This is a genomic window from Pseudarthrobacter sp. alpha12b (assembly GCF_054130495.1).
In genome coordinates, this window is sequence record NZ_CP196746.1 from 2,118,873 (window position 1) to 2,142,792 (window position 23,920).

At 65.4% G+C, this 23,920-nt stretch carries 20 protein-coding genes; 6 read left to right on the plus strand and 14 right to left on the minus strand.

Translation table 11 applies throughout. The features are described 5' to 3' along the window. Nucleotides 1-160: 160 nt before the first annotated feature. The 3 genes from ACTAQI_RS09655 to ychF all read right to left on the minus strand — a co-directional run bounded on the left by ACTAQI_RS09655 (nucleotide 161) and on the right by ychF (nucleotide 6,435). Entirely contained in the window at nucleotides 161-1,921 is a 1,761-nt protein-coding gene (locus ACTAQI_RS09655) for an ABC transporter family substrate-binding protein (protein WP_457950786.1), read from the minus strand. 365 nt (nucleotides 1,922-2,286) lie between these two features. Continuing rightward, nucleotides 2,287-4,530 (minus strand): YrzE family protein, encoded by a 2,244-nt coding sequence (locus ACTAQI_RS09660; protein WP_457950787.1) that lies wholly within the window; start codon nucleotides 4,528-4,530, stop codon nucleotides 2,287-2,289. 819 nt (nucleotides 4,531-5,349) lie between these two features. Further along, nucleotides 5,350-6,435, minus strand: coding sequence for a redox-regulated ATPase YchF (ychF, locus tag ACTAQI_RS09665; RefSeq protein ID WP_457950788.1), 1,086 nt, complete (start codon nucleotides 6,433-6,435; stop codon nucleotides 5,350-5,352). Between the two features lie 90 nt (nucleotides 6,436-6,525). Between ychF and ACTAQI_RS09670 the strand changes: the two genes are divergently transcribed. Continuing rightward, nucleotides 6,526-7,755 carry a DNA recombination protein RmuC gene (locus tag ACTAQI_RS09670; RefSeq protein WP_457950789.1) on the plus strand — a complete coding sequence of 410 codons (1,230 nt, stop codon included), beginning with the start codon at nucleotides 6,526-6,528 and terminating at the stop codon, nucleotides 7,753-7,755. 72 nt (nucleotides 7,756-7,827) lie between these two features. Here ACTAQI_RS09670 and ACTAQI_RS09675 read toward each other — a convergent pair whose 3' ends face one another. After that, the gene (locus tag ACTAQI_RS09675; RefSeq protein WP_457950790.1) at nucleotides 7,828-8,907 is read right to left on the minus strand and encodes a 4-hydroxy-3-methylbut-2-enyl diphosphate reductase; all 1,080 of its coding nucleotides are present in this window, start codon (nucleotides 8,905-8,907) and stop codon (nucleotides 7,828-7,830) included. A 9-nt stretch (nucleotides 8,908-8,916) separates the two neighbouring features. Further along, nucleotides 8,917-9,768, minus strand: coding sequence for a hypothetical protein (locus ACTAQI_RS09680; protein WP_457950791.1), 852 nt, complete (start codon nucleotides 9,766-9,768; stop codon nucleotides 8,917-8,919). A gap of 161 nt (nucleotides 9,769-9,929) precedes the next feature. Here ACTAQI_RS09680 and xseA point away from each other — a divergent pair, with 161 nt between their 5' ends. Then, nucleotides 9,930-11,264 carry an exodeoxyribonuclease VII large subunit gene (gene xseA / locus ACTAQI_RS09685; RefSeq protein ID WP_457950792.1) on the plus strand — a complete coding sequence of 445 codons (1,335 nt, stop codon included), beginning with the start codon at nucleotides 9,930-9,932 and terminating at the stop codon, nucleotides 11,262-11,264. Beyond that, complete coding sequence (locus ACTAQI_RS09690; protein WP_056334565.1) at nucleotides 11,261-11,479, plus strand: exodeoxyribonuclease VII small subunit; 219 nt, start codon at nucleotides 11,261-11,263, stop codon at nucleotides 11,477-11,479. Before xseA ends, ACTAQI_RS09690 begins: the two co-directional genes overlap by 4 nt. 48 nt (nucleotides 11,480-11,527) lie before the next feature. On the opposite strand, the gene ACTAQI_RS09695 is transcribed toward ACTAQI_RS09690, so the two are convergent. The 6 genes from ACTAQI_RS09695 to ACTAQI_RS09720 all read right to left on the minus strand — a co-directional run bounded on the left by ACTAQI_RS09695 (nucleotide 11,528) and on the right by ACTAQI_RS09720 (nucleotide 17,323). After that, nucleotides 11,528-12,382, minus strand: a complete 855-nt coding sequence (locus tag ACTAQI_RS09695) for a polyphosphate kinase 2 family protein (RefSeq protein ID WP_457950793.1) — start codon at nucleotides 12,380-12,382, stop codon at nucleotides 11,528-11,530. A gap of 51 nt (nucleotides 12,383-12,433) precedes the next feature. Continuing rightward, nucleotides 12,434-13,654, minus strand: coding sequence for a pyridoxal phosphate-dependent aminotransferase (locus ACTAQI_RS09700; RefSeq protein ID WP_457950794.1), 1,221 nt, complete (start codon nucleotides 13,652-13,654; stop codon nucleotides 12,434-12,436). 144 nt (nucleotides 13,655-13,798) lie between these two features. Next, entirely contained in the window at nucleotides 13,799-14,761 is a 963-nt protein-coding gene (locus ACTAQI_RS09705) for an ABC transporter substrate-binding protein (protein ID WP_457950795.1), read from the minus strand. Then, complete coding sequence (locus tag ACTAQI_RS09710) at nucleotides 14,758-15,504, minus strand: ABC transporter permease (protein WP_457950796.1); 747 nt, start codon at nucleotides 15,502-15,504, stop codon at nucleotides 14,758-14,760. Before ACTAQI_RS09710 ends, ACTAQI_RS09705 begins: the two co-directional genes overlap by 4 nt. Then, nucleotides 15,501-16,223 carry an ABC transporter permease gene (locus ACTAQI_RS09715; protein ID WP_457950797.1) on the minus strand — a complete coding sequence of 241 codons (723 nt, stop codon included), beginning with the start codon at nucleotides 16,221-16,223 and terminating at the stop codon, nucleotides 15,501-15,503. The genes ACTAQI_RS09710 and ACTAQI_RS09715 overlap by 4 nt, the downstream gene beginning before the upstream one ends. Beyond that, entirely contained in the window at nucleotides 16,223-17,323 is a 1,101-nt protein-coding gene (locus tag ACTAQI_RS09720) for an ABC transporter ATP-binding protein (protein WP_457950798.1), read from the minus strand. Before ACTAQI_RS09720 ends, ACTAQI_RS09715 begins: the two co-directional genes overlap by 1 nt. A 237-nt stretch (nucleotides 17,324-17,560) precedes the next feature. On the opposite strand from ACTAQI_RS09720, the gene ACTAQI_RS09725 reads away from it, so the two are divergent. After that, nucleotides 17,561-18,580, plus strand: a complete 1,020-nt coding sequence (locus tag ACTAQI_RS09725) for a pirin family protein (RefSeq protein WP_457950799.1) — start codon at nucleotides 17,561-17,563, stop codon at nucleotides 18,578-18,580. Here ACTAQI_RS09725 and ACTAQI_RS09730 read toward each other — a convergent pair. Both ACTAQI_RS09730 and ACTAQI_RS09735 read right to left on the minus strand, forming a co-directional pair. Continuing rightward, nucleotides 18,577-19,527, minus strand: a complete 951-nt coding sequence (locus ACTAQI_RS09730; protein ID WP_457950800.1) for an N-acetylglucosamine kinase — start codon at nucleotides 19,525-19,527, stop codon at nucleotides 18,577-18,579. The genes ACTAQI_RS09725 and ACTAQI_RS09730 overlap by 4 nt on opposite strands. Nucleotides 19,528-19,615: 88 nt before the next feature. After that, on the minus strand, nucleotides 19,616-20,590 hold the full coding sequence (locus ACTAQI_RS09735) for a LysR family transcriptional regulator (protein ID WP_457950801.1): 975 nt from the start codon (nucleotides 20,588-20,590) through the stop codon (nucleotides 19,616-19,618). Between the two features lie 100 nt (nucleotides 20,591-20,690). Here ACTAQI_RS09735 and ACTAQI_RS09740 point away from each other — a divergent pair, with 100 nt between their 5' ends. Next, nucleotides 20,691-21,926 carry an MFS transporter gene (locus tag ACTAQI_RS09740; RefSeq protein ID WP_457950802.1) on the plus strand — a complete coding sequence of 412 codons (1,236 nt, stop codon included), beginning with the start codon at nucleotides 20,691-20,693 and terminating at the stop codon, nucleotides 21,924-21,926. A 141-nt stretch (nucleotides 21,927-22,067) separates the two neighbouring features. Further along, complete coding sequence (locus ACTAQI_RS09745; RefSeq protein ID WP_026265760.1) at nucleotides 22,068-22,571, plus strand: Lrp/AsnC family transcriptional regulator; 504 nt, start codon at nucleotides 22,068-22,070, stop codon at nucleotides 22,569-22,571. 41 nt (nucleotides 22,572-22,612) lie between these two features. Here the strand turns inward: ACTAQI_RS09745 and ACTAQI_RS09750 are convergent, their stop codons facing one another. Then, entirely contained in the window at nucleotides 22,613-23,860 is a 1,248-nt protein-coding gene (locus ACTAQI_RS09750) for an MFS transporter (RefSeq protein ID WP_457950803.1), read from the minus strand. Nucleotides 23,861-23,920: the final 60 nt, after the last annotated feature.

Consider the following 23,920-nt stretch of genomic DNA (forward strand, 5'->3'; position numbering starts at 1 on the left):
CAAAGTCCAGATACTGGTACTCCGTTGCCAAACCGTGACCGGCGCAGTGAAATGCCCCAGGCCACAGTGGATAGTTAGGCACGTCACATGCTACTCGCCGGTAGGCCGGACGGCGAATCGGCAGCACAAGGGCCGAAGGACCCCTAGCGGCACGGCTGCCCTATGACAGCCGCCACTCCCATACGTTCCACCACACGCCGAGGGGACCGGGGCTGGTCTTCACTCCGGCCACCCGCGAATTGAAGGCGGTTGTCCCCAGGCTTTGATAGAGCGGCAGGCCGTATGCGTCCTCCCAGATGTGCCTGTCGATCTCGGCCAGGAGCTCGTCCTGTTTACCCAGGTCCGTGGTCAGAGCCAACTGCTCCATCACCTTGTCCGCGTCGCCGTCGGAATATCCCGTGAAGTTGCTGCCTGCCCCGGTGCGGAAGATTTGCGGCACCCTGCTGACGCCCGCTTCCGTGCCGATCCATCCTGACACCGCGGCGTCATAGCCGCCCCGGCTCAGCGAGGCAGCCCAGTCTGCGCTTCCCTGTCCGCCGTCAACCACGCGGAAGCCGGCCAGCCCGGCCGAGTCCCGGATCAGTGCGAATGCCCTGGCACGGTTCGGATTGTCCCGGTTATAAAGAATGCGGACGGTGGGGGTGGCGTCCTTGAGAAGCTTCTTTGCCCCATCAATGTCCACCTTGGCGTAATCAAACGACCCGTTCTTCTTCACCGTGTCGTCGTATTTTGGCTGTCCCGGCAGGAACACGAATGAGTCCAGCGGCTTGTTATCCGGCACCTGGGCTCCAACGACGGCGTCCACGATCGCCTGCCGGGGAACTGCTTTGAGGAAGGCTTCCCTGACGTCCTTGTCGGCAAACGGCCCGGAAAAGTTCAGGTCCAGGTGGTCGTAGCCGGATTGTTTGTACCGTTCAACCGTGATGCCCTGACCTGAGAGGCCGGTGAGGAGGTCGTCCGTGGCGGCCGACGGCTGTGGCGAGATGATGTCCGCCTGGCCGTTGCGCAGCGCGTCAACTGCCGCCGGAACCGCCCCCGTGAACCTGACATTGATCTCGTCAAGCCAAGGTTCCGCGCCCCACGTGTAGTCCCGGTTCCGGACCAGTTTCATGGACACTTCCGGCACGATGTCGCGGACAATGTAGGGGCCGCTGGACAGGTAGAGTGCCGGATCGTCGGGAACGGATTTTGTGTCGAACCCGGTGTTCCAGAAGTCACCGACTTTCTTGAGCGCGGGGTGGGACGCCGGCTTATCCGGGTTGCCCCGTGGCGTGTCCTTGAGGAGCTTGACCAGGTCTTGCTCATCATTGAGTCCGCTCTTGGCAGCGACCACGTGGGCCGGGAGCCCGACGTCGAACGCCACTTCCCAGTCCGCATACGGTGCGGCGTACTCGATGGTGATGGAACGGCCGTCCGACCCGATTTCGGGAAACAGGGTACCCGCCAGGCCCGTGGTGTCGGAGGCGACCGAGAAGTATTTGGTTCCCTTCCCGGCGGCTGGATCGACGTCGTCGAAGTAGCCCGACCCTGCGGCCCAGCTCAGCAGGAGGTCGGAGGCTCCGATCGGTGCGCCGTCTGACCACTTGACGCCCTCGTTGACCGTGTACTTCACCTTGAGCGGCTGGTCCGAGACCTTCTCGAAGTGCCCGAACTTGTCGTTGCGGACCACCTTGGAGCTGGCGTCGAGGTAAAAAAAGCCCGAGTGTGTGATGGCGCCGATTTTCGAGTTGATGTCGGTGTTGCCGTTGGCGCTGTAGGGGTTGAACGAGGAGAAGGCGTTGACCTCGGCCACGGTGACGCTGCCACCGCGCTTTGCCTCCCCCACCACCACGGACGGGGCGCTGCTGCCCGAGCAGCCAGAAAGAACCAGCGCAGCCGCCAATGCGGCGATGAGCAACTGCACCAGACGCCGGACCGGCATGCCGCCTCCTTGTAATTTCCCTCTCCGGAGGGGACTGGGCCGCTGCGATCGCGCCCTACAAACTCAGGATACTTGGTGATGCCGGCCGGCAACGGAATCGGGCCCCCCTCCAGACGCATCAGGGGGTGCCTGCACCAGTCGATCCCCTCCGTGCCGGTGAGCAGCGCCCGGGCCCGGCGCCGATGTCCCTCCCGGACGCCGGGTTCCATCCGGTCCAGGAGGGACACGACCATCCGGGACCGCGGGTTCCGTGATCTGCACACAGAGAAGCCCTTCCCGGTGACCCGGGAAGGGCTTCTCTTCTTGAACCTGATGTCAGCGTCACCTCTGCTATGTCAGTGGCTCCGCGGAGAGGATCGTGCGTCCTAGTACTTGCTGTAAGTCAGCTTCACTTTGCCGTTCTCCAGGCTGACTTTGGCGCTCATGGACACGGAGGTGGTGTCCGTTGTGGGCTTCCAGTCAGCTGTTCCGAAACCGTATGAGTTGTCCTTCTCATAGGTGACGGTGGCTTTCCCGGGAGTCTGCGTGCTAATCCGCCATGGGGACGAGCCGTAGGGGTCCTTGCTCATGGTGAACGTGGGCTTCGTGGTGAGTGTCCAGTGGAAATTGCGTGAATAGCGCGAGGAAGCGTAGTTGTTGAGCGGGCAATTGGCCGGCTCTGCCTCCGTGGACTTCACACATTCGGCAAGGTAAGCGTCGATCTGCGCCATGGCTTCGGACTTGAGGGCATCAGAGGCGTCCACCTTGAGGCTGGCGGTCGGGGGTGCCTGGGCGGCCCCGATGGTTACCAACGCCATCGACTTTTTAGCCGTCAGATACTTTTCCGAAGACGGCAATTCCACCGTGTACTCACCAGGGAACGCAGGGTAACTGAAGCCGGATGACCCCAAAGAGCTGCCGGCAAGGTCAACGTCGAGCTCCTGACCATTGATCAGGACCTTCTGCACCGCTGTGTCCGAGGTGATGCGCACGCTCTGAAGAGGTGTTGACTCCATCTTCCAGTGGTCGTCCAACAGCTCAGGGTTGGACTTACGGAGGCTGAACGTCGTCTGCTGCTTACGGCCGTCCTGGTGAACGTCGGCCACTACGGTGGCTTTGTCGTCGGAGACCTTCGTGGAAACAATGTCGAAGCCGTCGATCCGCTTGCCGGCCTTGGCGTAAACCTCGTCGGAAAGCAGGACCCTTTGATCGTTGGCGAGGCCGGGATCGGCCAGCGCCATCGCCTTTGAAGCCTCACCGTTTTGGAGCGCCTGGAGGTAGCTGCTCACGGTCTTATCAGGACCGTTGTTGCCCTTGATGACGTTGAGGGCGATGACTCCACCGACCACCAGGACGACCACGAGACCGGCAGAACCGAGGATAAGTCCAAGCTTCCGCTTCGTCTGTGCTGACATCGGCTCCCGCGGCGCCAGCGCAGGATGGGCTCCAGGGGCTGCATAGCTGGCCGGAGCAGCCGCAGCAGTAGACGCAGTGGCAGCCGGTGCAGTCACAGTCGGATCGGCAGGAGCGATCTTGTAAGCCATAGCCAGGGGGACGTACCTGCTCAGCTGGGGCGCGACATAGCGCGCTGATGCTTCTGTTGCACCGCCCCAGAGCATCAGGAAGAACGGGGTCCACCACGCCAGCGTCATGCTGCCGGCGCCCGATGCCAGTGACCCGGCGTCGAAGGTGCCGGTCACGCTGCTGAGCCACGTCATCAGCGTCCCGGCCATAAGGAATGCAGCGGGGAGCATCACCCAGTCAGTGATCTTGTTGGTTACCACCGGTCCACGGCGCAGGTACCAGAAGACAGAGGCCACCACGATCGAAATCAGCGCCAGGAGAAGCAGCAACCCGCCGGCCCAACCCGGTATGCCGTACTGGGAGAGGGCGCTTCCGAAGCCGAAGCTGATGTCTGAACCCGAAGAATTCGCCGAGGAGGCCACCGGGGAGCCAAAATTCCAGGTGCGGCTGAGTGCACTTAGATGACCCAGGCCGAACATGAAGAGGCCTGCCGTAGGTGCCCACAGGGGCGAGGAGAGCGTGGCCTGCCAGCCGGACTTAATGCCCAGGACGAGCACAACAACCGGGATGGCGATGGCCAAAAAGACGCCGTAGTGCACGGCTACGGTTTCAAATGCCCTGCGAACCGCCGCACGGACACCAACGCCTGCAGTGGCGCGAGGGCGCACTGATGCCCGCCCTGCGGAAGTGGCGAGCGTTCCGATAACCAGCGCGAACACGAATGAACCGAATGTCACTGCCCCGATCGGGCTGATCTTCACGCTCGGTACCGGCACTGACATGGCAAAAATCGCCCCGACGATGTTAACCAGGAGAGTGAAGACCAGACCCGTTACTGCTGCCTGGATCCAGATGCCGGCTGAAGTTTGAGCTGCGGACCGTTTGGCGGCGTACCGCCCGCCCAGGAACAGCACCGCGATCGACACGGCCGTCAGCAGCAAGGGAACGGCGAAGAAGGAGGCCGATCCGTGCACGTTTCCCATGAACGGGATAGTGGCGTCGATGCTGGAACCGAGCGCGCCAAGTTGGCTCATGACGACCAGCTGGATGGCCATCTGGCCCACCAGGGACCATGGTGACGGCATCGAGTCACCGCTGGGGAGCATGGAATTCGAGGGTATCTCGGTGTTACCCCCATTGCTGGCGCTAATACCGATCAATGCCAGAATCAGGAAAAGGAACGCGGTAATCAGAATCACCACATACGAAATGGCCCCGACCAGGGCCCCAGGAATCAACGTTTTGTAGTCGAAAGAATTGAAACGGCTGGGCACTGGTGCAGGACCCGACCCAGCTCCTTCATGACTATCGTTCCCTGCGCTGGCAGCAGGTGGCCAGTCAGGCGCCTCATTGATTGGCCCGGATAACCTGGTCTGCGGACGATGCGGTTCAGTCACAACAAATTCCCCCTAATTGTTTTTGTACTTCTCATCGTGCCACGGGCTGATTCTTATTACGCGGCGTGTCATATCCTGCGAAATTCCGTGGCCTTCGCCGGCTTTTGGAAAGAATGCCACAGGGGTCCGGCATCGTTCGACCGTCTAGGCCGCGATATACCGACCCTCGCGATTTAGGTGACTGGTGCAGTTCCACGGTGAATGACTTCCAGACCTCCACCCGGGGCCTAGCCATCCCGGGATTCGGTGAAGTTTGCTTCCATAACCGGGCCCAGGTCCTTCAGAGGAAACTTTGATCAGATCCTCGTGGTCTTTACCCGGGCGAGGCTCCTGGTACTGATGGGGGCTGTAATGTCCTGGTGGTTCTTCCCGAGGGCATCCAGCGCTGGACTTCCAGGCCCCATAGCGGGCGGTAAGGGCCATGTTCCGCATTCATATCGAGAAAACGGCTGTCAATGCTGCTACAAGAAATGCCACCCTCATACGGTTTCACGGAGGGCGGCATTTCTACTGTTTCAGGCGACGAATCTATACGTTAAATCTAAACTCCACCACGTCGCCGTCGGCCATGACGTATTCCTTGCCCTCAATCCGGACCTTGCCGCGGGACTTTGCCTCGGCCATGGAGCCGGCATCCACAAGGTCGTCGAAGGAGACTACCTCGGCCTTGATGAAACCGCGCTGGAAGTCGGAGTGGATGACGCCGGCCGCCTGCGGCGCCGTGTCCCCCTGCCGGATGGTCCAGGCCCGTGCTTCCTTGGGGCCTGCCGTGAGGTAGGTCTGCAGCCCCAGGGTGTGGAAGCCAACGCGCGCCAGCTGGTCCAGGCCGGACTCGTCCTGGCCGTTCATCTCAAGCATCTCGCGCGCTTCTTCCTCGTCCAACTCCACGAGGTCCGCCTCAAGCTTGGCGTCAAGGAAGATGCAGTCTGCCGGCGCCACCATGGCGCGCAGCTCCTCCTGCTTTTCGGGGCTGCCCAGGATGCCTTCGTCGGCATTGAACACGTAGATGAAGGGCTTGGCGGTCAGCAGGCCCAGCTCCTTGAGGTGTTCCATCTCCAGCTTGTCGCTCTTGATGGAGGAGTAGATGGTGTCTCCCCGCTCCAGCACCGCCTGTGCGGCCTTGATGGCGGCGAGCTCGGCGGCTTCCCGCTTCTTGATCTTGACTTCCTTTTCGACCCGCGGGATGGCTTTTTCGATGGTCTGCAGGTCGGCGAGGATCAGCTCGGTGTTGATGGTTTCCATGTCCGAGCGCGGATCCACCTTGCCATCAACGTGCACCACATCGGGGTCGTCGAAGACCCGGACAACCTGGGCGATGGCTTCAGCTTCGCGGATGTTGGCCAGGAACTGGTTGCCCAGCCCCTCCCCTTCGGACGCGCCCTTGACGATGCCGGCGATGTCGACGAAGGATACGGCGGCGGGCAGGACGCGCTGCGAGCCGAAGATCCCGGCGAGCTTCTGGAGCCTGGGGTCCGGGAGGTTCACGACGCCGACATTGGGTTCGATGGTGGCGAACGGATAGTTCGCGGCCAGGACCTGGTTGCGGGTGAGCGCGTTGAAGAGGGTTGATTTGCCGACGTTGGGCAGTCCGACGATGCCAATAGTAAGAGCCACGAGCATTGATTCTACCCGCCGGGCCCCGGCAGCCAGTACCGAGGAATGTCACTGCCCATAATTGTCAGAGCCCCGTGCAACAGTGAAGTCATGGATGCTTTTGCCTTGATTCTGGCCCTTCTCATGCTGCTGCTTGGTGCACTTGCCGGCGCTGCTGCCACCTATTTTTCCCTGCGCAGGAACTCGCATGCTTTGGAGACGGACTTTGACCAGGTGTCCTCCCGCCTTTCAGAGGTCACGGCGCAGCTGGCAGCGGCCGACGCCGAGCGGCGGCTTTTGGCTGCACAGAACCGTGAGCTGGGCGAGGCCAGGACACAGGACGGCAGCGTGCTGCGCGCGCTTGCTCCCGTGGCCGAAAAGCTTTCCGCGGTCCAGCAGCAGGTGGCGCTGCTGGAGCGGGACAGGGTTGAGCAGTACGGCCAACTGGCTCAGCAGCTGCAGGAGGCACGGCTTTCCGATGAACAGCTCATTCGGTCCACGCATGCCCTGGAATCGGCCCTGCGCTCCAACAGCGCCAGGGGCCAGTGGGGCGAGGTGCAGCTTCGGCGCGTGGTGGAAGCCGCGGGCATGCTCCGCCACGTGGACTTCCTGGAACAGGTCCACAGCGCAGGCCACGACTCAGCTGTCCGACCGGACCTGGTGGTGCAGTTGCCGGGCGAGAAGCAGCTGGTGGTTGACGCCAAAGTCCCGTTGTCGTCCTACCTCGAGGCACAGGAGCTGGGCGCGGTGGATCCGCGCCCGGGCCAGCCGGCCGGGACGCAGTCGGCGAACGACGGCCGGAACCGGCAGGCTCTGCTGGCGGCCCACGCCAAGGCCCTGCGCGCGCACGTCGACGCACTGGGTAACAAGAAATACTGGGACATCCCCGGGAACTCGCCCGAGCTGGTGGTTTGCTTCATCCCGGCCGAATCCATCCTGGCGGCGGCACTGACGGCGGACGCCGGGCTCCTGGACCATGCGCTGTCCCGCAACGTGGTCCTCGCGTCCCCGAGCACCCTCCTGGCAGTGCTGAAGTCCGTGGCATTCACCTGGCGCCAGGACGTCCTGACGGACAGTGCCCGCGAGCTCTTCGAACTGGCTCGGCAGCTGTACGACCGGATGGGCACCCTGGGCGATAACGTCACCAAGCTGGGGTCTTCCCTGAAGACGTCCGTGGACCGCTACAACGCCATGATAGGCACCCTGGAAGCCAGGATCCTGCCCACCGCACGGAAACTCAACAACCTGGAGGAGTCCGGCCTGGTTGCACCTCCGCTTGTGGAGGTAACCCCACGGGCGCTGGTGGCACCCGAACTCCAGGGCGACGACGAAGCAGCCTGAAAGGGTCCCTAAGTGCAGGAAGGCCGGGCAGCGGTTGGCTGCCCGGCCCATTCCGTTTGAGTGTGGTGGCGTCTAGCTGCGGGACCGTCGTCCGCCCAGCGCCCGGCTGACGTCGCCGGCCTGTTTCAGCGTGGCCCGGAGCTCCTTGGGCAGCGAGAAGAGGAGGTCTTCCTCGGCTGTGACCACTTCCTCCACGGCGCCATAGCCGTAGTCGGCCAGCAGCCTCAGCACGTCCTGCACCAGCACCTCGGGAACGGAAGCCCCGGACGTGACGCCCACGGTGGCAACGCCTTCGAACCAGGCTTCGTCAACCTCGTTGGCGAAGTCCACCCGGTACGAGGCCTTGGCACCGTATTCGAGTGCCACCTCCACCAGCCGGACGGAGTTCGATGAGTTGGCCGAGCCCACCACGATCACCAGGTCTGCCTTGGGCGCAATCTTCTTGATGGCTACCTGGCGGTTGGTGGTGGCATAACAAATGTCGTCGCTGGGCGGATCCTGCAGGGTGGGGAACCGGTCCTTGAGCAGCCGGACGGTTTCCATTGTCTCGTCCACGCTCAGCGTGGTCTGGGAAAGCCAGATGACCTTTTCGGGGTCGCGGACAGTTACCTTGTCCACTTCGTGCGGCCCGTTGATGATCTGGATGTGCTCCGGCGCTTCACCGGAGGTGCCTTCCACTTCCTCGTGGCCGTCGTGGCCGATCAGGAGGATGTCGAAATCGTCCTTGGCAAAGCGGACGGCTTCCTTGTGCACCTTGGTGACCAAGGGACAGGTGGCATCGATGGTGCGCAGGCCCCGGTTTTCTGCCGATTCGACAACTGCCGGAGAAACGCCGTGGGCGGAGAAGATCACCAGGGCACCTTCGGGCACTTCATCTGTCTCGTCGACGAAGATGGCGCCCTTTTCCTCCAGCGAGCTGACCACGTGGACGTTGTGGACAATCTGCTTACGGACATACACGGGCGGCCCGTAGTGTTCCAATGCCTTTTCGACGGCGATCACGGCCCGGTCGACGCCGGCACAGTAGCCACGCGGAGCAGCGAGCAGCACCTTCTTGGTGCCGTTCACCGGGGCTGCAGCCGCTACTTCCTCAGGCGAGCGGCGCCTGCGCGGAATGGTTGGCATCGAAAGGGATACAGCCGAGGTGGTCATCCCTCCATGTTACCGGCTGGTCCCTGCCCGTTTCCGGGATGCGAACAACGTCACAATGCCAACTGCCACCAGGACGCCACCGGTGACAGCGGCCGTTGCGATCCACGTTTGGAAGTCCGCGCCCGCGGCGGCAAGGAACTCGTCGCGGAACATATTGGCCACCGCGTTGCCGGTGTCCGTGGCCTGGGCACGCGCCGAGCCCAGCTGCAAACCAAGGCCCCACAGCCCGGCGAGTGCCAGTCCCCCAAGACCGGCGGCCAGCAGCACGGTCCAGCGGCGTCGCGCCGCCACAAGCGCCAGCAGGAACGCTACGGCCGAGCCGATGGCCAGGATGTAGCCCATGGGTGCATAGGTGGCCAGCCGTTCAGTCCACTCCCTTTGTGCGGGCTGGCCGACGTTGATCAGCGTTTGTTCCGGCGGGTCGAGGGGAAGACGGGTGGTGCGGGAGATCTCCTCCGAACCGAGGGCAACCAACGGTGCGACGTCGAGGGTCAGGGTCGATGCCGACGCGCCGCCCTGCGTGCCCGCGGCGGGATCGGCAAAGCTAAGGCGGTGGCTTCGGCGAAGGGTCTCCTCCCAGGCCCCCGGATAGCCGGGCAGCCCGGTCAGCGACTCCGCCGCCTTTTCAAGCATCGGCTCCACCAGCCCCGAGAGAAACCCAGGGACCGACCCGGTATCAATGGTTCCCACCGCCGCAGCAGCCAGCTTCCTTTGGAACTCGGAGTCCTTGCCGAGCGGAGCTGCGAGACGGACAAACCCGTCTTCCTGGACGATGTTCCGGTCCACCCATATGGCGGGCACGGCAACGGCGGCCAGGAGGATACCCAGCACGGTGGCGATGGCAGAGACAAAAGTGCGCACAACAGGTCCTTAGGGGTTGGAGGCCTTATCCCATCCTAGGCAGGGTCGAGGGGCTTCCCCTGTCAGTCCCCGGTGCTACACCTTATGGATAAGGTTGATTGACCGCCCACAACAGATCAAGGACCGCATGCCCACAGCACCAGCCTCCCAACGGCGTCCCCATGTCTGACCAGGCCTCCTTTCCGGGTGCTGCACCCACTACCCTGCCGGCCACCGCAGCGGAAACCAGCCCGGATAACCCGTGGCCGCTGCAGCTGCTGTCGCAGAAGCTGAAGGCCCACATCGACCGCACCCCGTCGGCGTGGGTTGAAGGCCAGGTCATCGAACTGAACCGCCGCGGCACCAACGCCTACCTCACCCTCCGTGACGTGGATGCCGAGGTATCGCTGCCGGCTTCCGTCTGGACCAAGGTCCTGGAACGGCAAAACCTTCCGCTGGAGCGCGGTTCACGGGTGGTAGCCCTGCTGAAACCGGAATTCTGGCTGAAAACGGGAAGGCTGAACATGCTGGTGCGGGACATCCGACCGGTCGGATTGGGTGACCTGCTGGCCAGGATTGAGCGGTTGCGCCAGGCCCTCGCGGCTGAGGGCCTGTTCGCCGACTCCCGGAAGAAGCGGCTGCCGCTGCTGCCGCACCGCATCGGCCTGATCACGGGCCGTGACTCAGACGCCAAGAAGGACATCCTTCGGAACGCGGCCCTGCGGTGGCCGGCGGTGGAGTTCGAGATCCGCGAGGTGGCCGTGCAGGGCAACACGGCGGTGGCACAGGTGGTCCGCGCCCTGCGTGAACTGGACGTCCACCCGGAGGTGGATGTCATCGTTATTGCCCGGGGCGGTGGCGCACTGGAAGATCTCCTGCCATTTAACAGCGAGGACCTGATCCGGGCAGTCGCCGCGGCCAACACGCCGGTGGTGAGTGCCATTGGCCACGAGGCGGACCGCCCGCTGCTGGACTACGTGGCCGATCTCCGTGCCTCCACCCCCACCGACGCGGCCAAACGCATCGTCCCCGAGGTATCGGAGGAACTTGCCGGCATGCGCCAGGCGCGGGAACAGCTGCGGCGCTGCATGGAGCGGCTGGTGGACCGGGAGTCTGACCGGCTGGCAGCACTGCACTCGCGGCCCGTCATGGCGGCGCCCGAGGGCATGGTCTCCGTCCGGGGCGAGGAAATCGAACGGTTGCTGCGCCGCTCCTCAGCTGCAGTGAGCTCCACGGTGGTGCGGGCAGCGGACCAGCTTGAGCATTTGAAAGCCCAAGTGCGCGCGCTCTCGCCGCAGAAGACCCTGGACCGGGGGTACGCCGTCGTCGAACTGGCGGGAGACCAGGCCGCCCGGATCGCCGAAGCCGGCCACGCCGTTGTCCGCAGGCCCGCCGAAGCGCCGGCGGGTGCCGTCCTGTCCATCCGTGTGGCGGAGGGCCGCTTCGGCGCCACGTCCACGGGGGCACTGCAAGCAGGAAACCCAGACCAGCACCAGGAATTGGAAGAGAAGGCATGACCGAACAGAAACCAGAGTCCGACGTCGCAGCCCTGAGCTACGAGGAAGCCCGGGAGCAGCTCATCGCAGTGGTGGGCAGGCTGGAGGCAGGAGGGGCAAGCCTCGAGGAATCCCTGGCCCTGTGGGAGCGCGGTGAAGCGCTGGCCGCACGCTGCGAGGAGTGGCTGGAAGGCGCACGGAAGCGGCTGGCCGCTGCCCGGGACCAGCCACTGTAGCCAAGCGCAAAAACTGGAACCGGCAGCACCGGGGCCAAGGAACGGTGGTCAGGAACGGGCTACCAGCTCGCGTTCGGTTTCAACGTCGAATTCGGCCTTGGGCCACTCCAGGCGAAGGTCGGACAGAGCGGACATCACCAATTGCTGCACGGCGATCCGGGCAAACCACTTCTTGTTGGCCGGAACGACGTACCAGGGGGCCGCGGCTGAACTGGTTTCGTCGAAGGCGGCCTGGTAGGCCGCCATGTAGTCGTCCCAGAAGGCCCGTTCCTTCAAGTCACCGCTGCTGTATTTCCAGTGCTTGGCAGGATTGTCCAGCCGGGCCAACAGCCGGGACTTTTGCTCATCCTTGCTGATGTTGAGCATCACCTTGACGATCTTGGTGCCGGCGTCGGTTTGGCGTGCCTCGAATTCGTTGATTGCCCGGTAGCGCCGGCTGATTTCGTCGGGCGTTGCCCAATTGTGGACCCGGTGGATGAGGACGTCTTCGTAATGGGAGCGGTCGAAAATGCCCACCATTCCGGCTGCCGGCACCTCCTTCTCGATGCGCCAGAGGAAGTCATAGGACCTCTCCTGCTCCGTAGGGGCCTTGAACGCCTTGAATTGGACGCCTTGGGGGTCCATGGTGGCCATGACGTGGTTGACGATTCCGCCTTTGCCTGCCGTGTCCATCGCCTGCAGGACCAGGAGGACCCGCTTCTTCCCGCCGAACCTCGACTCCGCGAACAGCTTTTCCTGCATTTCTGAGAGCTTTCCGTCCAAGTCCGCCAGCAACGCTTCACCGTCGGCCTTGTTGCCGCTGTAGCCCGGAGTGGTGTCAGGGTCCACCGCGGCCAGCGAAAATCCCTTCCCAACGCGCATGGTGTCGGAGGGGTGCTGGTCGAAGCCGACGACGCGGGCCATGGTGTTCCTTTCCGCAAGGGGTACACGGGCCCGGCGGCCCGTGAGCACAGGCTAGTTCCCCTGGTACCTGCTTAGGAAGTCCCCCATGCGCCCGATGGCTTCCTCAATGTCCTTGACGTTGGGCAGCGTCACCATGCGGAAGTGGTCCGGGCGCACCCAATTGAAGGCCCGGCCGTGGGAGACCAGGATCTTCTGTTCCCGCAGGAGGTCGAGCACAAACTTTTCGTCGTCCCGGATGTGGTAGACCTCGGGGTCGAGCTTCGGGAACAGGTAGAGGGCGCCACGGGCCTGCTGCGTGCTGACGCCCGGGATGGCGTTCAGCATGTCATAGGCCTTGTTGCGCTGCTCCAGCAGCCTGCCGCCGGGGAGGATGAGGTCCTGAATGCTCTGGTAGCCGCCCAGCGCGGTCTGGATGGCGTGCTGGGCCGGGACGTTGGCGCACAGGCGCATGTTGGCCAGGAGGTTGATGCCTTCGAGGTAGTCGGCGGCATCCTTCTTGGGCCCGGAAATGGCCATCCAGCCGGCCCGGTAGCCGCACACACGGTAAGCCTTGGACAACCCGCTGAAGGTCAGGCACAGGACATGGTCGCCGGTGAGGCCGGCCAGGTTCACATGGACGGCGTCCTCGTACAGGATCTTCTCGTAGATCTCGTCGGCGAAAATCACCAAGCCGTGCTTCTCGGCAAGGGCCACGATGCGCTTCAGGGTCTCTTCCGGGTACACGGCGCCGGTGGGGTTGTTCGGGTTGATCACCACGATGCCCTTGGTGCGGGGCGTGATCTTGGCTTCCATGTCCTCAAGGTCAGGCTGCCAGCCGGATTCCTCATCGCAGAGGTAATGGACGGGCTTGCCGCCGGCGAGCGCCACGGATGCCGTCCATAGCGGGTAGTCCGGGGTGGGGATGAGGACTTCGTCGCCTGAATCCAGCAGCGCCATCAGGGACATGGTGATCAGCTCACTGACACCGTTGCCCAGGTAGATGTCGTCAACGTGGATGTTCTGGATTCCCCGGGTCTGGTAGTACTGCGAGACGGCGGTGCGCGCGGAAAAGATGCCGCGGGAATCGCTGTAGCCCTGGGCATGGGGCAGGTGGCGGATCATGTCCACCAGGATGGCGTCCGGCGCCTCGAAACCGAACGGCGCCGGGTTTCCGATGTTCAGCTTGAGGATCCGGTGGCCCTCCGCCTCCATCTGCTGGGCGGCCTCAAGGATCGGTCCACGGATGTCATAAAGGACGTTGTTGAGCTTCGTGGACTGCCTGAATTCTGCCATCCCTCAAATATGCCACAGGAAGGATGCATGGCCGTTGAGACATCCGCCACACGGCCGACGGCGGCTGCCGGACCTTCAAAAGTCCGGCAGCCGCCGTCGTGCTCACCAACGTGTCCCCTGCCCCTGCGCGCAGGCAACGGGAATCTACTTGACGATTCCCTTGTCCTTCAGCCATGCGTTGGCCGCAGTCTTGGCGTCCTGCTTCTGGCTGCCGCTGACCGCCCGGTTGAGGTTGATCAGGTCATCCGTGGTGAGGGTGCTGGACACCGAGTTCAGCGCCTGCTTGGCCTTGTCCGTCATCTTGGCCTTGTTGTAGAGCGGCAGGACCTGCTGGGCGATGAAGTTGTTCTTGGGATCCTCCAGCACCACCAGATCGTTGTCCGCGATGGACGGCGTGGTGGTGTAGATGTCGGCCACCTGCACCTGGTTCTCCAGCAGCGCCTTGAGCGTCACCGGGCCGCCGCCGTCGCTGAAGGGCTCCAGCTTCTTGGGTTCGCAGTTGTAGTTCTTCTTCAGCCCGGGCAGCCCGTAGGCGCGCTCGGCGAAGGTGGCCGGGGCGCCCACGACGATCTCGCTGCAGACCTTGGCCAGGTCCTCAATGGACTTCAGCTGGTACTTCTCCGCGGTTGCCTTAGTCACCACCATGGCGTCCTTGTCCTCCGCCTTGGAAACGTCCAGGACGCCGAGCCCGTCCGGGAGCTTGCCCGGCAGGGCCTTGGCAATGTCCCCTGCGGAGACTTCCTTGGCTTCCTTGTCCACGTACAGCAGCAGGTTGCCGCTGTAGTCCGGCACCACATCCACTGAACCGTCCTGGACGGCCTTGAAGTAGACCTCGCGGGAACCGATGTTCGGTTTGGTGGTGGCCGTGATTCCGTTGGCGTTCAGCGCACCGGCGTAGAGTTCGGCGATGATCTGGCTCTCCGGGAAGTCGGCGGAGCCCACCACCAGGGACGTGGCTCCGCCGGAAGCTCCGGCGCTGGAGGCCGGGGCGTTTTTCAGCGGATCGGACGAACCTCCGCAGGCGGACAGCGCCACTGCCAGGCCAAGCCCGGCGGCCAGGCCGCTGAACGCCCGCCTGCCGAGGCGCTGGGGACGGCTATCTTTCATGACTTACCTCCTTGTACAACAGTCTCCGCGACAACGGGGTCTGTGAGATCAACCGCAGCCTCCTGGCTGCGGCGGGACAGTTTTGAGGCCCCTGGTGCCAGGAAACGCCTCTGGAACAGGGACAGGACAAGGTCGACGGCGATGGCCAGCACGGCGATGAGGAGGGAACCTCCCAGCATCTGGGGGAAGTCGCTGAGGACAAGGCCGTCGAAGAGATAGCGGCCCAGGCCGCCCAGGTTAATGTAGGCAACCACGGAGACGGTGGCGATCACCTGCAGCACGCCGGTCCGGAAGCCGCCGAACATGACAGTGAGGGCATTGGGTAGCTCGGCCCGGAACAGGACCTGCAGTTCGGTCATGCCCATGGCCCGGGCGGCGTCCACCACGTTCCGGTCCACACTGGAAATTCCGGCATACGTCCCGGCCAGGAGCGGGGGTACCGTGAGGATCACCAGGGCCCAGACCGGGGGCATCAGCCCAATGCCGGCCAGCAGCACGAAAAGAATAAGCAGGCCAAGGGTGGGCAGGGCGCGCAGGGCGCCGGCCAGTGCGACGACGGCCACCCGGCCCCTTCCCGTGTGGCCGACGAAGAGCCCGACGGGGACGGCGATGGCGGTGGCGATCAGCATCACGAGTCCGGTGTATTGCAGGTGCTCCCCCAGCCGGGCGGGGATGCCCATGCTTCCGGTCCAGTGCATCGGCTCGGCAAGCCAGGCGAAGGTATCGGCGAACACGTTGCTCATGCTGCATCACCAGCCGGAGACGTGGCCCGATCACCAGCGGCGGGTGTTCCCGCAAGGGTGCGCTGGGTCCCGTGGTCCTGCGGCCTTACCGCCCGCTCCCACGGGGTGAGGACGCGCTCCAGGAGGACAAGGACGGCGTCCATCAGCAGCGCGAGGACCAGGATGGCGATGATGCCCACCACCACCTCGGTGACGAAGTCCCGCTGGAGCCCGTCGGTGAAGAGCATGCCAAGGTTGCCGACGCCCAGCAGGGCCGCAACGCTGACCAGCGAGATGTTGCTGACGGAGACCACCCGCAATCCGGCGAACATGACCGGCAAGGAAAGCGGCAGGTCGACCTGCAGGAAACGGGCCAAAGGTTTGAAACCCATGGCCTGCGCGGCCTGGCTGACGTCGGCGTCCACGGAGTCGAAGGCATCGAGGGCCGCGCGCACCAGCAGTGCCACGGCATAGATGGTCAGTGCCACCACCACGTTGAGGGGATCAAGGATCCGGGTGCCCAGGATGGTGGGGAGGATGATGAACAGCGCCAGCGACGGGATGGTGTACAGGAGGGAGGACGCCGTCAGTACCACGGAGCGGAGGGCCCTGTTCTGCCGGGCCACCTGCGCCAGCGGGATGGAAATGAGCAGGCCCAGGACCATGGGAACGAGTGCCAGCACCAGGTGCTGGCCGCCGCGCTCCAGGATCATGCCGGTGTTGGCCAGGAACCATTCCATCAGAGGGCAGCCTGCCGCACCTGGCGCGCTTCCTCGATCAATGCCAGGACCTCACCGCCGCGGACCACACCCAGGACCACGCCTTCGGCATCCACGGCGACGCCGAGGCCGGACGGCGAGGACAAGGCGGCGTCCAGGGCCCGGCGGAGGCTCTCCCCCGGCCGGAACAGCGAGCCGCCGGGAACGAGTTCAGTCTCCGTGCCCGGTGCCGACCAGCCCAGCGGATGCCTGTCCGCATCCACCACCAGCTGCCACCCGCCGGCAGCGCTGGAATCCGACTGGTAGCCTCCGGAAGCACGGATGATCGTGGGCACCGGGTGGATCGCCACGCCGTCGGACGGGGTGAAACCCAGGTGGCGGAAGCCACGGTCGCGCCCCACGAAGGACGCCACGAAGTTGTTTGCGGGCGCCCTCAGGATTTCCTCCGGCGAGGCGTATTGGGCCAGCTTGCCGCCGGTGGCGAAGACTGCCACCTTGTCGCCAAGGATGGTGGCTTCATCAATATCGTGCGTCACGAAAACGATGGTCTTGGCAAGGTCCTTCTGCAGGCGCAGCAGCTCCTGCTGCAGTTCGTCGCGGACCACGGGATCCACTGCGCTGAACGGCTCATCCATGAGGAGCACGGGCGGGTCCGCGGCGAGGGCGCGCGCCACGCCGACGCGCTGCTGCTGGCCGCCGGAAAGCTGCGACGGGTAGCGGCCGCCCAGGGAGTGGGCCAGGCCCACCACGTCCAGGAGCTCCTGCGCCCGCCTGCGGGCCTCCGCTTTCGAAACCCCGTTCAGCCGCGGAACGGTGGCAATGTTGTCCAGGACCGAGCGGTGCGGCAGCAGACCGGCCGACTGCATCACGTAGCCCATGGACCGGCGCAGTTCAGCCGCCGGTACGGAGGTGACATCCCGGCCGTCCACGGTGATGGTCCCTGAGGTGGGTTCCACCATGCGGTTGATCATCCTGAGGGACGTGGTTTTTCCGCAGCCGGAAGGGCCCACGAAGACGGTAACTGAACCTTTGGCGATGGACATGGACAACGCGTCCACGGCCGGCTGGCCGCCGGGGTACTGCTTGGTAACGCTTTGGAACTCGATCATCGCCTGGTCCATGGTGCGGACTAACCTGTTCTCTTGGACGGGCTGATCACAGCACCGCGACATTGCCATAAGCACGCTGATAGTTACGGTAGCCCAAACGGGGGCAGGCTTCAGCAGCTGAGGCCCTAATCCGCGCAAAGGAATCCCTACTGTAACCATTCGGTACCCCGGCCGCAGCGGATGGGTTTCCCGGATCCGGCTGTTTGGCGGCTCCTGTCCGGCAGCCGTGGGCGGGCCTAAAGTGGAGCCGTGACCAACTTGGAAGTTTCGCCGCAGGAGGAAGTTTGTCCGCCCGCTACTGAAGGAGGGACGTCCGGACCCTGCCTGCAGCTGTGGCCCGAACGGGAGGTGCCGCTGGGCGGGGTCCGCGCCATGAACGTCAAGCGCACATTGCCCCAGCGCGGACTCCCCACAATCGGGGCTTGGTGCTTCCTGGACAGCTTTGGCCCGGACCGGACCGCAATGTCCGTCCTTCCCCATCCCCACATCGGATTGCAGACCGTGACGTGGCCGCTGGCGGGGCACATCCGCCACCGGGACAGCGTGGGCAGCGATGTGGTGGTGCGCCCCGGAGAGTTGAACATCATGACGGCGGGCCAGGGCGTATCGCACTCCGAGTTCGCTGTGCTGCCTGCCGACGGCGGGGAGTTGCCGCTGCAGCGGGGCCTGCAGCTCTGGATTGCCCTTCCTGACGGGGACCGCCACCGGGAGCCGGCATTTGAACAGCACAGGGAACTGCCGCGAGCCAACGGCCGGGGCTTCACGGCCACGGTCATGGTGGGAGAGTTGGCAGGGGTGGTGTCCCCTGCAACGGTGTTTTCGCCGATCGTCGGCGCGGACATTTCCTGCGAAGGGGACGCGGCGGTGCCCCTGAACCCCAGCTTTGAGCACGGCATATTAGTGCTCGACGGCGGCCTGGCGGTGGACGGACAGGGCCTCCCGGCGGGACCGCTGGGCTACCTTGGCACCGGCCGCAGCGAACTGAGGGTGGAGGCGCTCCCGGGCACCAGGTTCCTGCTGATTGGCGGTGAGCCGTTTGGTGAGGAACTGCTGATGTGGTGGAACTTCGTGGGCCGCACCCATGACGAAGTGGAACAGGCCCGGGAGGATTGGGAAGCGCAGGCCGGGCTGCCCGATGCTGAAACGGCTGCGGCCCGCTACGGCCTGGTGCCCGGCCACGGCCCGGATGCCGGGGCGGAGGCCGGCCGCATCCCGGCTCCCCCGCTCCCCGGCGTCCGGCTGACGCCCCGGAAGCGCTCCGTGGGCTAAGCGGGTTCTGCCAGCAGCTGCAGCACGCCGAACACCGGTTCCTGGTCCAGCACCCTGACGTCCGTCACACCGGCTGCTTCAAGGTTCCGCCGGAATGACTCCTGCAGCGGCGCCACGTTCATGCCCAGTCCACCGCCCAGGATTACGGGGCCCTGGATCTTCAGCTGGGCCAACACTTGGCCAGCCAACGCCGCGAGGTCCTGCCCGGCCTGTTCCAGCAAAGTTGCACTGTCCTGGTGCCCGGACGCAGCGGCTTCCACAACGTGCCTGGCCTGCTGTGCCCAGAAGCGCCTTCCCGTGTCCGGTGAGTGAAACAGTGCGATGAGCTTGTTGGGATGGTCCAGCCCGCAGGATGCCAGGAGAGCCGCCGTGAGCTGGTCAATCGGCAGGCCCTGGTTCATCCTGCGCAGACTGTGCCGCACCGCTTCCCTGCCCAGCCAGTAACCGCTGCCTTCATCCCCCAGCAGGTATCCCCAGCCGCCGGCCCTGGCCTCGCCGCCGTCGGCATTGCGTCCCCAGGCGGCCGAGCCGGTGCCCGCAATGACCGCTACTCCGGTGGCGGCGCGGCCAGCGGCCAGCAGCAGGCGGGAGTCGTGAACAACGGTGACGCGCGCTCCCGGGGCCAGGGGCTGGATCAGGGCAGCCAGGGCGGCCGCGTCCTCATCGGTATCGATTCCGCCGGACCCCGCGTACACCCGGTCCACATGCCCGCCGCCTATCCTGGCAAACAGGTCCGCCAGGTTGCGTGCCGCCTGCTCGCGGCTGACGTTCTGGACGTTGGAGCTCCCGGCCGACTCGTCAGCGACGGGGAGGCCGTCCTCGAAGCGAATGCCGTGCGTCTTGGTGCCGCCAATGTCCAGCCCAATCGTGATGCCGTGCAATTGTTTGCCAGCTGCGCCCGCAGCATGCTCGACAGAACTGGCGGAGGGGTTCTGGGTGTTCGTCACGTCACAAGGGTACTTGCCGCGCGGTGGTTGGCGCCCAGCCGCCGGGGCACTCGCTGCCGCCTGCCGTCGTCGGACGATCTTTCCCGGCTCAACGGCCTGCCCGGGTGACCAGTCCCGCCAACAAGCCCGGCCCCTGTGCCACCACCAACTCCCGGAAAAGCCTTGCCGGAACCGGCTCACTTTCCGGTTTCCGGCGCCGCCAGCTCACGCCCACTTCACGGAAGGCGAGCGCTGAGTCCAGCGGCAGTTCCACCCACCCCAGGTCTCCCGTTTCAGGACGAGGGGTCCGGCCGGGAGCGTCGCCGCCCGGCGGCAGGATGCTGACGCCCAGTCCCGCCGAGACCAGCCCCCGGACGGTGTGTGAATCCTGGCTTTCGAAGGCGATCCGCGGGCGGTACCCGGCCTCGCGGAAGAGTGCGTCCGTCAGCGATCGCAGCCCGTAGCCGGGCCCCAGCACAACCACCGGCTCCGTCCGGATGTCGGCCAGCCGCGCCATCCGCTGCCGCGCGAGCGGATGGGCATGATGCACCACCAGGCGGAGCGGCTCGCGGTAGAGCGGCGCCGAATCGAGGTTTTTGCCTGGCGGAGCCACGGGTGCGGTCAGGGCAAGGTCGGCCCCACCGGATGACAATTCTTCCAGGCAGGTGCTCCGGGCGCCTTGGCTGAGCCGGAATCCCGTCCCTGGATGCCGTGCCCGGAAGGCACTGATCAGCAGTGGCAGGGTGGCCTCGCCGAAGGTGTGTTGGAACGACACGGACACGGTGCCCCTGACCACGTGGGACTCATTCCGGACCAGGTCCAGACCGGTCTGGAACTCCGCGAGCGCCTGCTCAATATAGGGCAGCAGCGTGCGGGCGGCAGGCGTTAGGCGGACCCCGCGGCCGTCCCGGACCACTAGTTCGGTGCCGACGGCGGCGCTGGCCCTCGCCAGTGCCCTGCTCACCGTCGACTGGGGTACCCCGAGGAGTTCCGCCGTCTCCGTCACATGTTCAGTCCGCCCCAGCTCGGCAAGCACCGGCAGGAGTGGCAGCAGCTGCGCCAGCTGTTTGCGGTCCGGTTCCATGGAACCCTTCCTCCTTGCCGGTGAACGATCTGATTTTGCTATCAGTTTGGCATGAAGCATGCATTGGAGGCATTCATCGCCGGCGGACTACTCTGGCTTGATGCCACAGAATGCAAGCGCCGGCATTGACGCTTCCCCCATCTGGAACGGCCATACCAAAGGATCCAGGGCCTACGGGCGGATCCTGGCCGGCCTGTCCTGCGCGGGCGTGGCCACTTTCGCCCAGCTCTACTCCACCCAGGCGGTCCTGCCCCTCTTGGCGGCCGACCTTCGCATTACGGCTGCCGAGGCCGCCCTCACCATCTCCCTGGCCACTGTGGGCCTCGCCACCACGGTGATTCCCTGGTCCTTCCTGGCGGACCGGATCGGCCGGGTGAAGGCCATGATGTGGGGCATCACCGCGGCCACCGTCCTGGGGCTGCTGGTGCCGATGTCCACCAACTTCACCATGCTGCTGGTCCTGCGGCTCCTTGAAGGAATGGCGCTGGGAGGCATTCCCGCCATCGCCATTGCCTACCTCAACGAGGAGGTCAGCAAGGCCCACGCCGCGCTTGCGGCAGGAAGCTACGTCGCCGGCACCACGTTGGGAGGACTGTCCGGACGGCTGGTGGCGGGACCGGCCGGCGAACTCTGGGGCTGGCGGTCGGCAGCCCTGGCCGTTTCCCTGCTGGCGACGCTGGCCGCCGTCGCGTTCCTTGTCCTGGTGCCGCGGGCCAGGGGCTTTGTCCCCGCCCAGGCCTCGGGCCTCCGCAATGCCATCAAGACGCTCGGCAGGCACCTGGGAAATGTCAGGCTGCTGGCCCTCTACGCGCAGGCGTTCCTGATGATGGGCGGGTTCGTGGCCGTCTACAACTACCTGGGCTTCAGGTTGTCCGGTGCGCCGTTCGGGCTGCCGGCCACGGTGATCAGCCTGATCTTCCTGGCCTACCTGTCCGGCACCTTCTCCTCCCGCTGGGCCGCGGGGATGACCACCAGGTACGGGCGCCGCAATGTGCTGCTGGCAGGCCTTGCCCTCGCCCTGGGCGGACTGGCCCTGACCCTCACGCCATCCCTGGTACTGATCCTGTCCGGGCTGGTGGTGTTCACCGGTGGTTTCTTCGCAGCCCACAGCATCGGCTCCGGCTGGACCGGCGCCATCGCCAGGACTGGCCGGGCCCAGGCGGCGTCGCTGTACAACCTTGCCTACTACCTCGGTTCCAGCCTCTTGGGCTGGGCCGGCGGCCTGGTCTTCCAGGCCTGGGGCTGGAGCGCCCTTGCGGGAGCCGTCATGGTCCTGGCGTGCCTGACTGCCGCAACTGTCGCCGTCGTCCATCCCCGGACGGAGCGCACCTCCTGACATCGGCGCACGGCACGCGAATTATTCAGCTTCAGGCGGCCGAACGGTGGTGTGGATGTTCGGCAGGACGCGCGTCTGCTGCGCGGATGGCGGCGATTCTGCGGTCTAGGATGAACTGAGGACCGCTTGGAAGGAACCGCCGTGAGTACGAATGCCAGGAACACCAGGCCAGGGGCGCACCTGGAGCCGCTGGACGCCATTGACGAGCGCCTCCTGGCGGCCCTCGTGGCCGATGCCAGGATCTCCAACAAGCAGCTCGCCGAGATGGTGGGGATTGCGCCGTCCACAGCCCTGATGCGGACCCGGGCACTTTCGGAGCGGGGCATCGTCCAGGGCTACGAGGCGAAGCTGAGCCTGTCAGCCATCGGCAGGTCCGTGCAGGCACTCGTGGCTGTCCGGCTTCGCGCCCACGACCGCGACCAGATAGACCGCTTCACCGCACGCGTGCCGCACCTGCCGGCCGTGCTTTCCACCTTCCACACCTCGGGCTCGGTGGACTACCTGCTGCACATCGCCGTCGGAAGCACCGAAGACCTGCGGGACTGGGTACTGGACAACCTGGCCACCGACCCCGTAGTGGGCCACACGGAAACCACCCTTGTCTTCGAACACATCCAAGGCAACCACGGCCCGCTTCCGGACTAGCCGCAGGGAGCGGCGCCAGGGCCCGCTGCCGATGCCACTGCTCAGGCGGTTGCCTGCTGCCTCGCCGCCTGGACCGCTGTCGCGGCAGCAAGCGCGAGTGCTGCCGTGCCGCACAGCAGGACGAAGCCCTGCACCGCCGCGGCCATGCCGAACGCGGCGCTGGCCCAGCCCAGGCCCAGGACCGGCACTGCGCTCCCCAGGTAGGTGATGACGTAGACGGTGCTGATGATCTGCGCGTGGCGGGCCGCTTCCACCCTGGCTGCCACCTCATTGAAGACGGTCCGGAACGCCAGCCCCTGCCCCAGCCCCGCGGCAACGGCGGCGCCCACCAGCATCAGGGGATTGTGCCAGGCGCCGGCGGCGCCCAGCAGCATGACGGAGACGCCCAGCACGGCCAGGCCGGCGGGCACGGTCAGGCGCCCGCGAACGGTCACCAACTGGCTCAGTGCCGACGCCCCAAGCGGCAGGCCCGCCAAAACACCGATCAGCGGCCGCGAGTCCGTGCCCAGGACCTGCGCGAAATAGCCCGGGGCCAGTGACAGGGAGAAACCAAACACGGCAAAGCTCAGGAAGCCGACGCCGGAGGCCAGCCAGAAAGCGCCCCTCGCCTGGCGCGACACGAAAGGCCGGCGCGGTGCCAGCGCGTGCAGCGGCCGGGACACCGCGGGAACCATGATTGCCGGCCGGGCACGGATCAGGTAGAGCGGCACCAGGAGCCCGGCCAGGAGGAGCGAATGGACCACGTACGGAGCTGTGGTGGCACCCGGAAGCAGGGACAGCAGGCCGCCAATGACGGGGCCGGCTGCCACTCCCCCTGAAGACGCCAGCAACGTAAAGCGCGATGCCCACTCCGGCCGGGACGGCAGCAGTTCACGCAGGGCAGCCGCGCTGGCCCCCGTGGCAAGCGCAACGGCCATACCCTGCAGGGCCCGGCCGGCGCACAGGGCGGCCAAAGACTGGGCTTCGGCAAAGATCCAGCCGCCTGCCAGCCCGGTCAGCACAGCGACCAGGAGGGCGGCGCGCCGGCCGATATGGTCCGACCAGTGCCCGGCCAGAAGCAGCGTTCCCACCAGCGCCAGGACGTAGCTGGCGAACGCGGCGGTCACTTCCAGGCTTGACAGCCCCAGGTGGGCCTGCAGCAGCGGATACAGCGGCGTGGCAAGGTTGGCGCCCACCAGGAGCATGAAGATGGCCGCTCCGGAAATCACCAGCCGCGCGGTGGTGGAGGCATTCCACCCGCTGGCCGTGGCCATTACCGGGCGCATGCGCAATTCGCTGAAAACCGTCATTGTGCCGCCTTAAGGGTCGCCGCGGCGGGTGGTCCTTGTGGGAGCCCAACGCGGATACAA

Coding starts and splice junctions, on each gene's coding strand:
- ACTAQI_RS09655 (WP_457950786.1), bottom strand. CDS start 1,921: ATGCCGGTCCGGCGTCTGGTGCAGTTGCTCATCGCCGCATTGGCGGCT.
- ACTAQI_RS09660 (WP_457950787.1), bottom strand. CDS start 4,530: ATGCTCCCCAGCGGTGACTCGATGCCGTCACCATGGTCCCTGGTGGGC.
- ACTAQI_RS09670 (WP_457950789.1), top strand. CDS start 6,526: ATGGATGCTTTTGCCTTGATTCTGGCCCTTCTCATGCTGCTGCTTGGT.
- ACTAQI_RS09675 (WP_457950790.1), bottom strand. CDS start 8,907: ATGACCACCTCGGCTGTATCCCTTTCGATGCCAACCATTCCGCGCAGG.
- xseA (WP_457950792.1), top strand. CDS start 9,930: ATGTCTGACCAGGCCTCCTTTCCGGGTGCTGCACCCACTACCCTGCCG.
- ACTAQI_RS09690 (WP_056334565.1), top strand. CDS start 11,261: ATGACCGAACAGAAACCAGAGTCCGACGTCGCAGCCCTGAGCTACGAG.
- ACTAQI_RS09695 (WP_457950793.1), bottom strand. CDS start 12,382: ATGGCCCGCGTCGTCGGCTTCGACCAGCACCCCTCCGACACCATGCGC.
- ACTAQI_RS09700 (WP_457950794.1), bottom strand. CDS start 13,654: ATGGCAGAATTCAGGCAGTCCACGAAGCTCAACAACGTCCTTTATGAC.
- ACTAQI_RS09705 (WP_457950795.1), bottom strand. CDS start 14,761: ATGAAAGATAGCCGTCCCCAGCGCCTCGGCAGGCGGGCGTTCAGCGGC.
- ACTAQI_RS09710 (WP_457950796.1), bottom strand. CDS start 15,504: ATGAGCAACGTGTTCGCCGATACCTTCGCCTGGCTTGCCGAGCCGATG.
- ACTAQI_RS09715 (WP_457950797.1), bottom strand. CDS start 16,223: ATGGAATGGTTCCTGGCCAACACCGGCATGATCCTGGAGCGCGGCGGC.
- ACTAQI_RS09720 (WP_457950798.1), bottom strand. CDS start 17,323: ATGGACCAGGCGATGATCGAGTTCCAAAGCGTTACCAAGCAGTACCCC.
- ACTAQI_RS09735 (WP_457950801.1), bottom strand. CDS start 20,590: ATGGAACCGGACCGCAAACAGCTGGCGCAGCTGCTGCCACTCCTGCCG.
- ACTAQI_RS09740 (WP_457950802.1), top strand. CDS start 20,691: ATGCCACAGAATGCAAGCGCCGGCATTGACGCTTCCCCCATCTGGAAC.
- ACTAQI_RS09750 (WP_457950803.1), bottom strand. CDS start 23,860: ATGACGGTTTTCAGCGAATTGCGCATGCGCCCGGTAATGGCCACGGCC.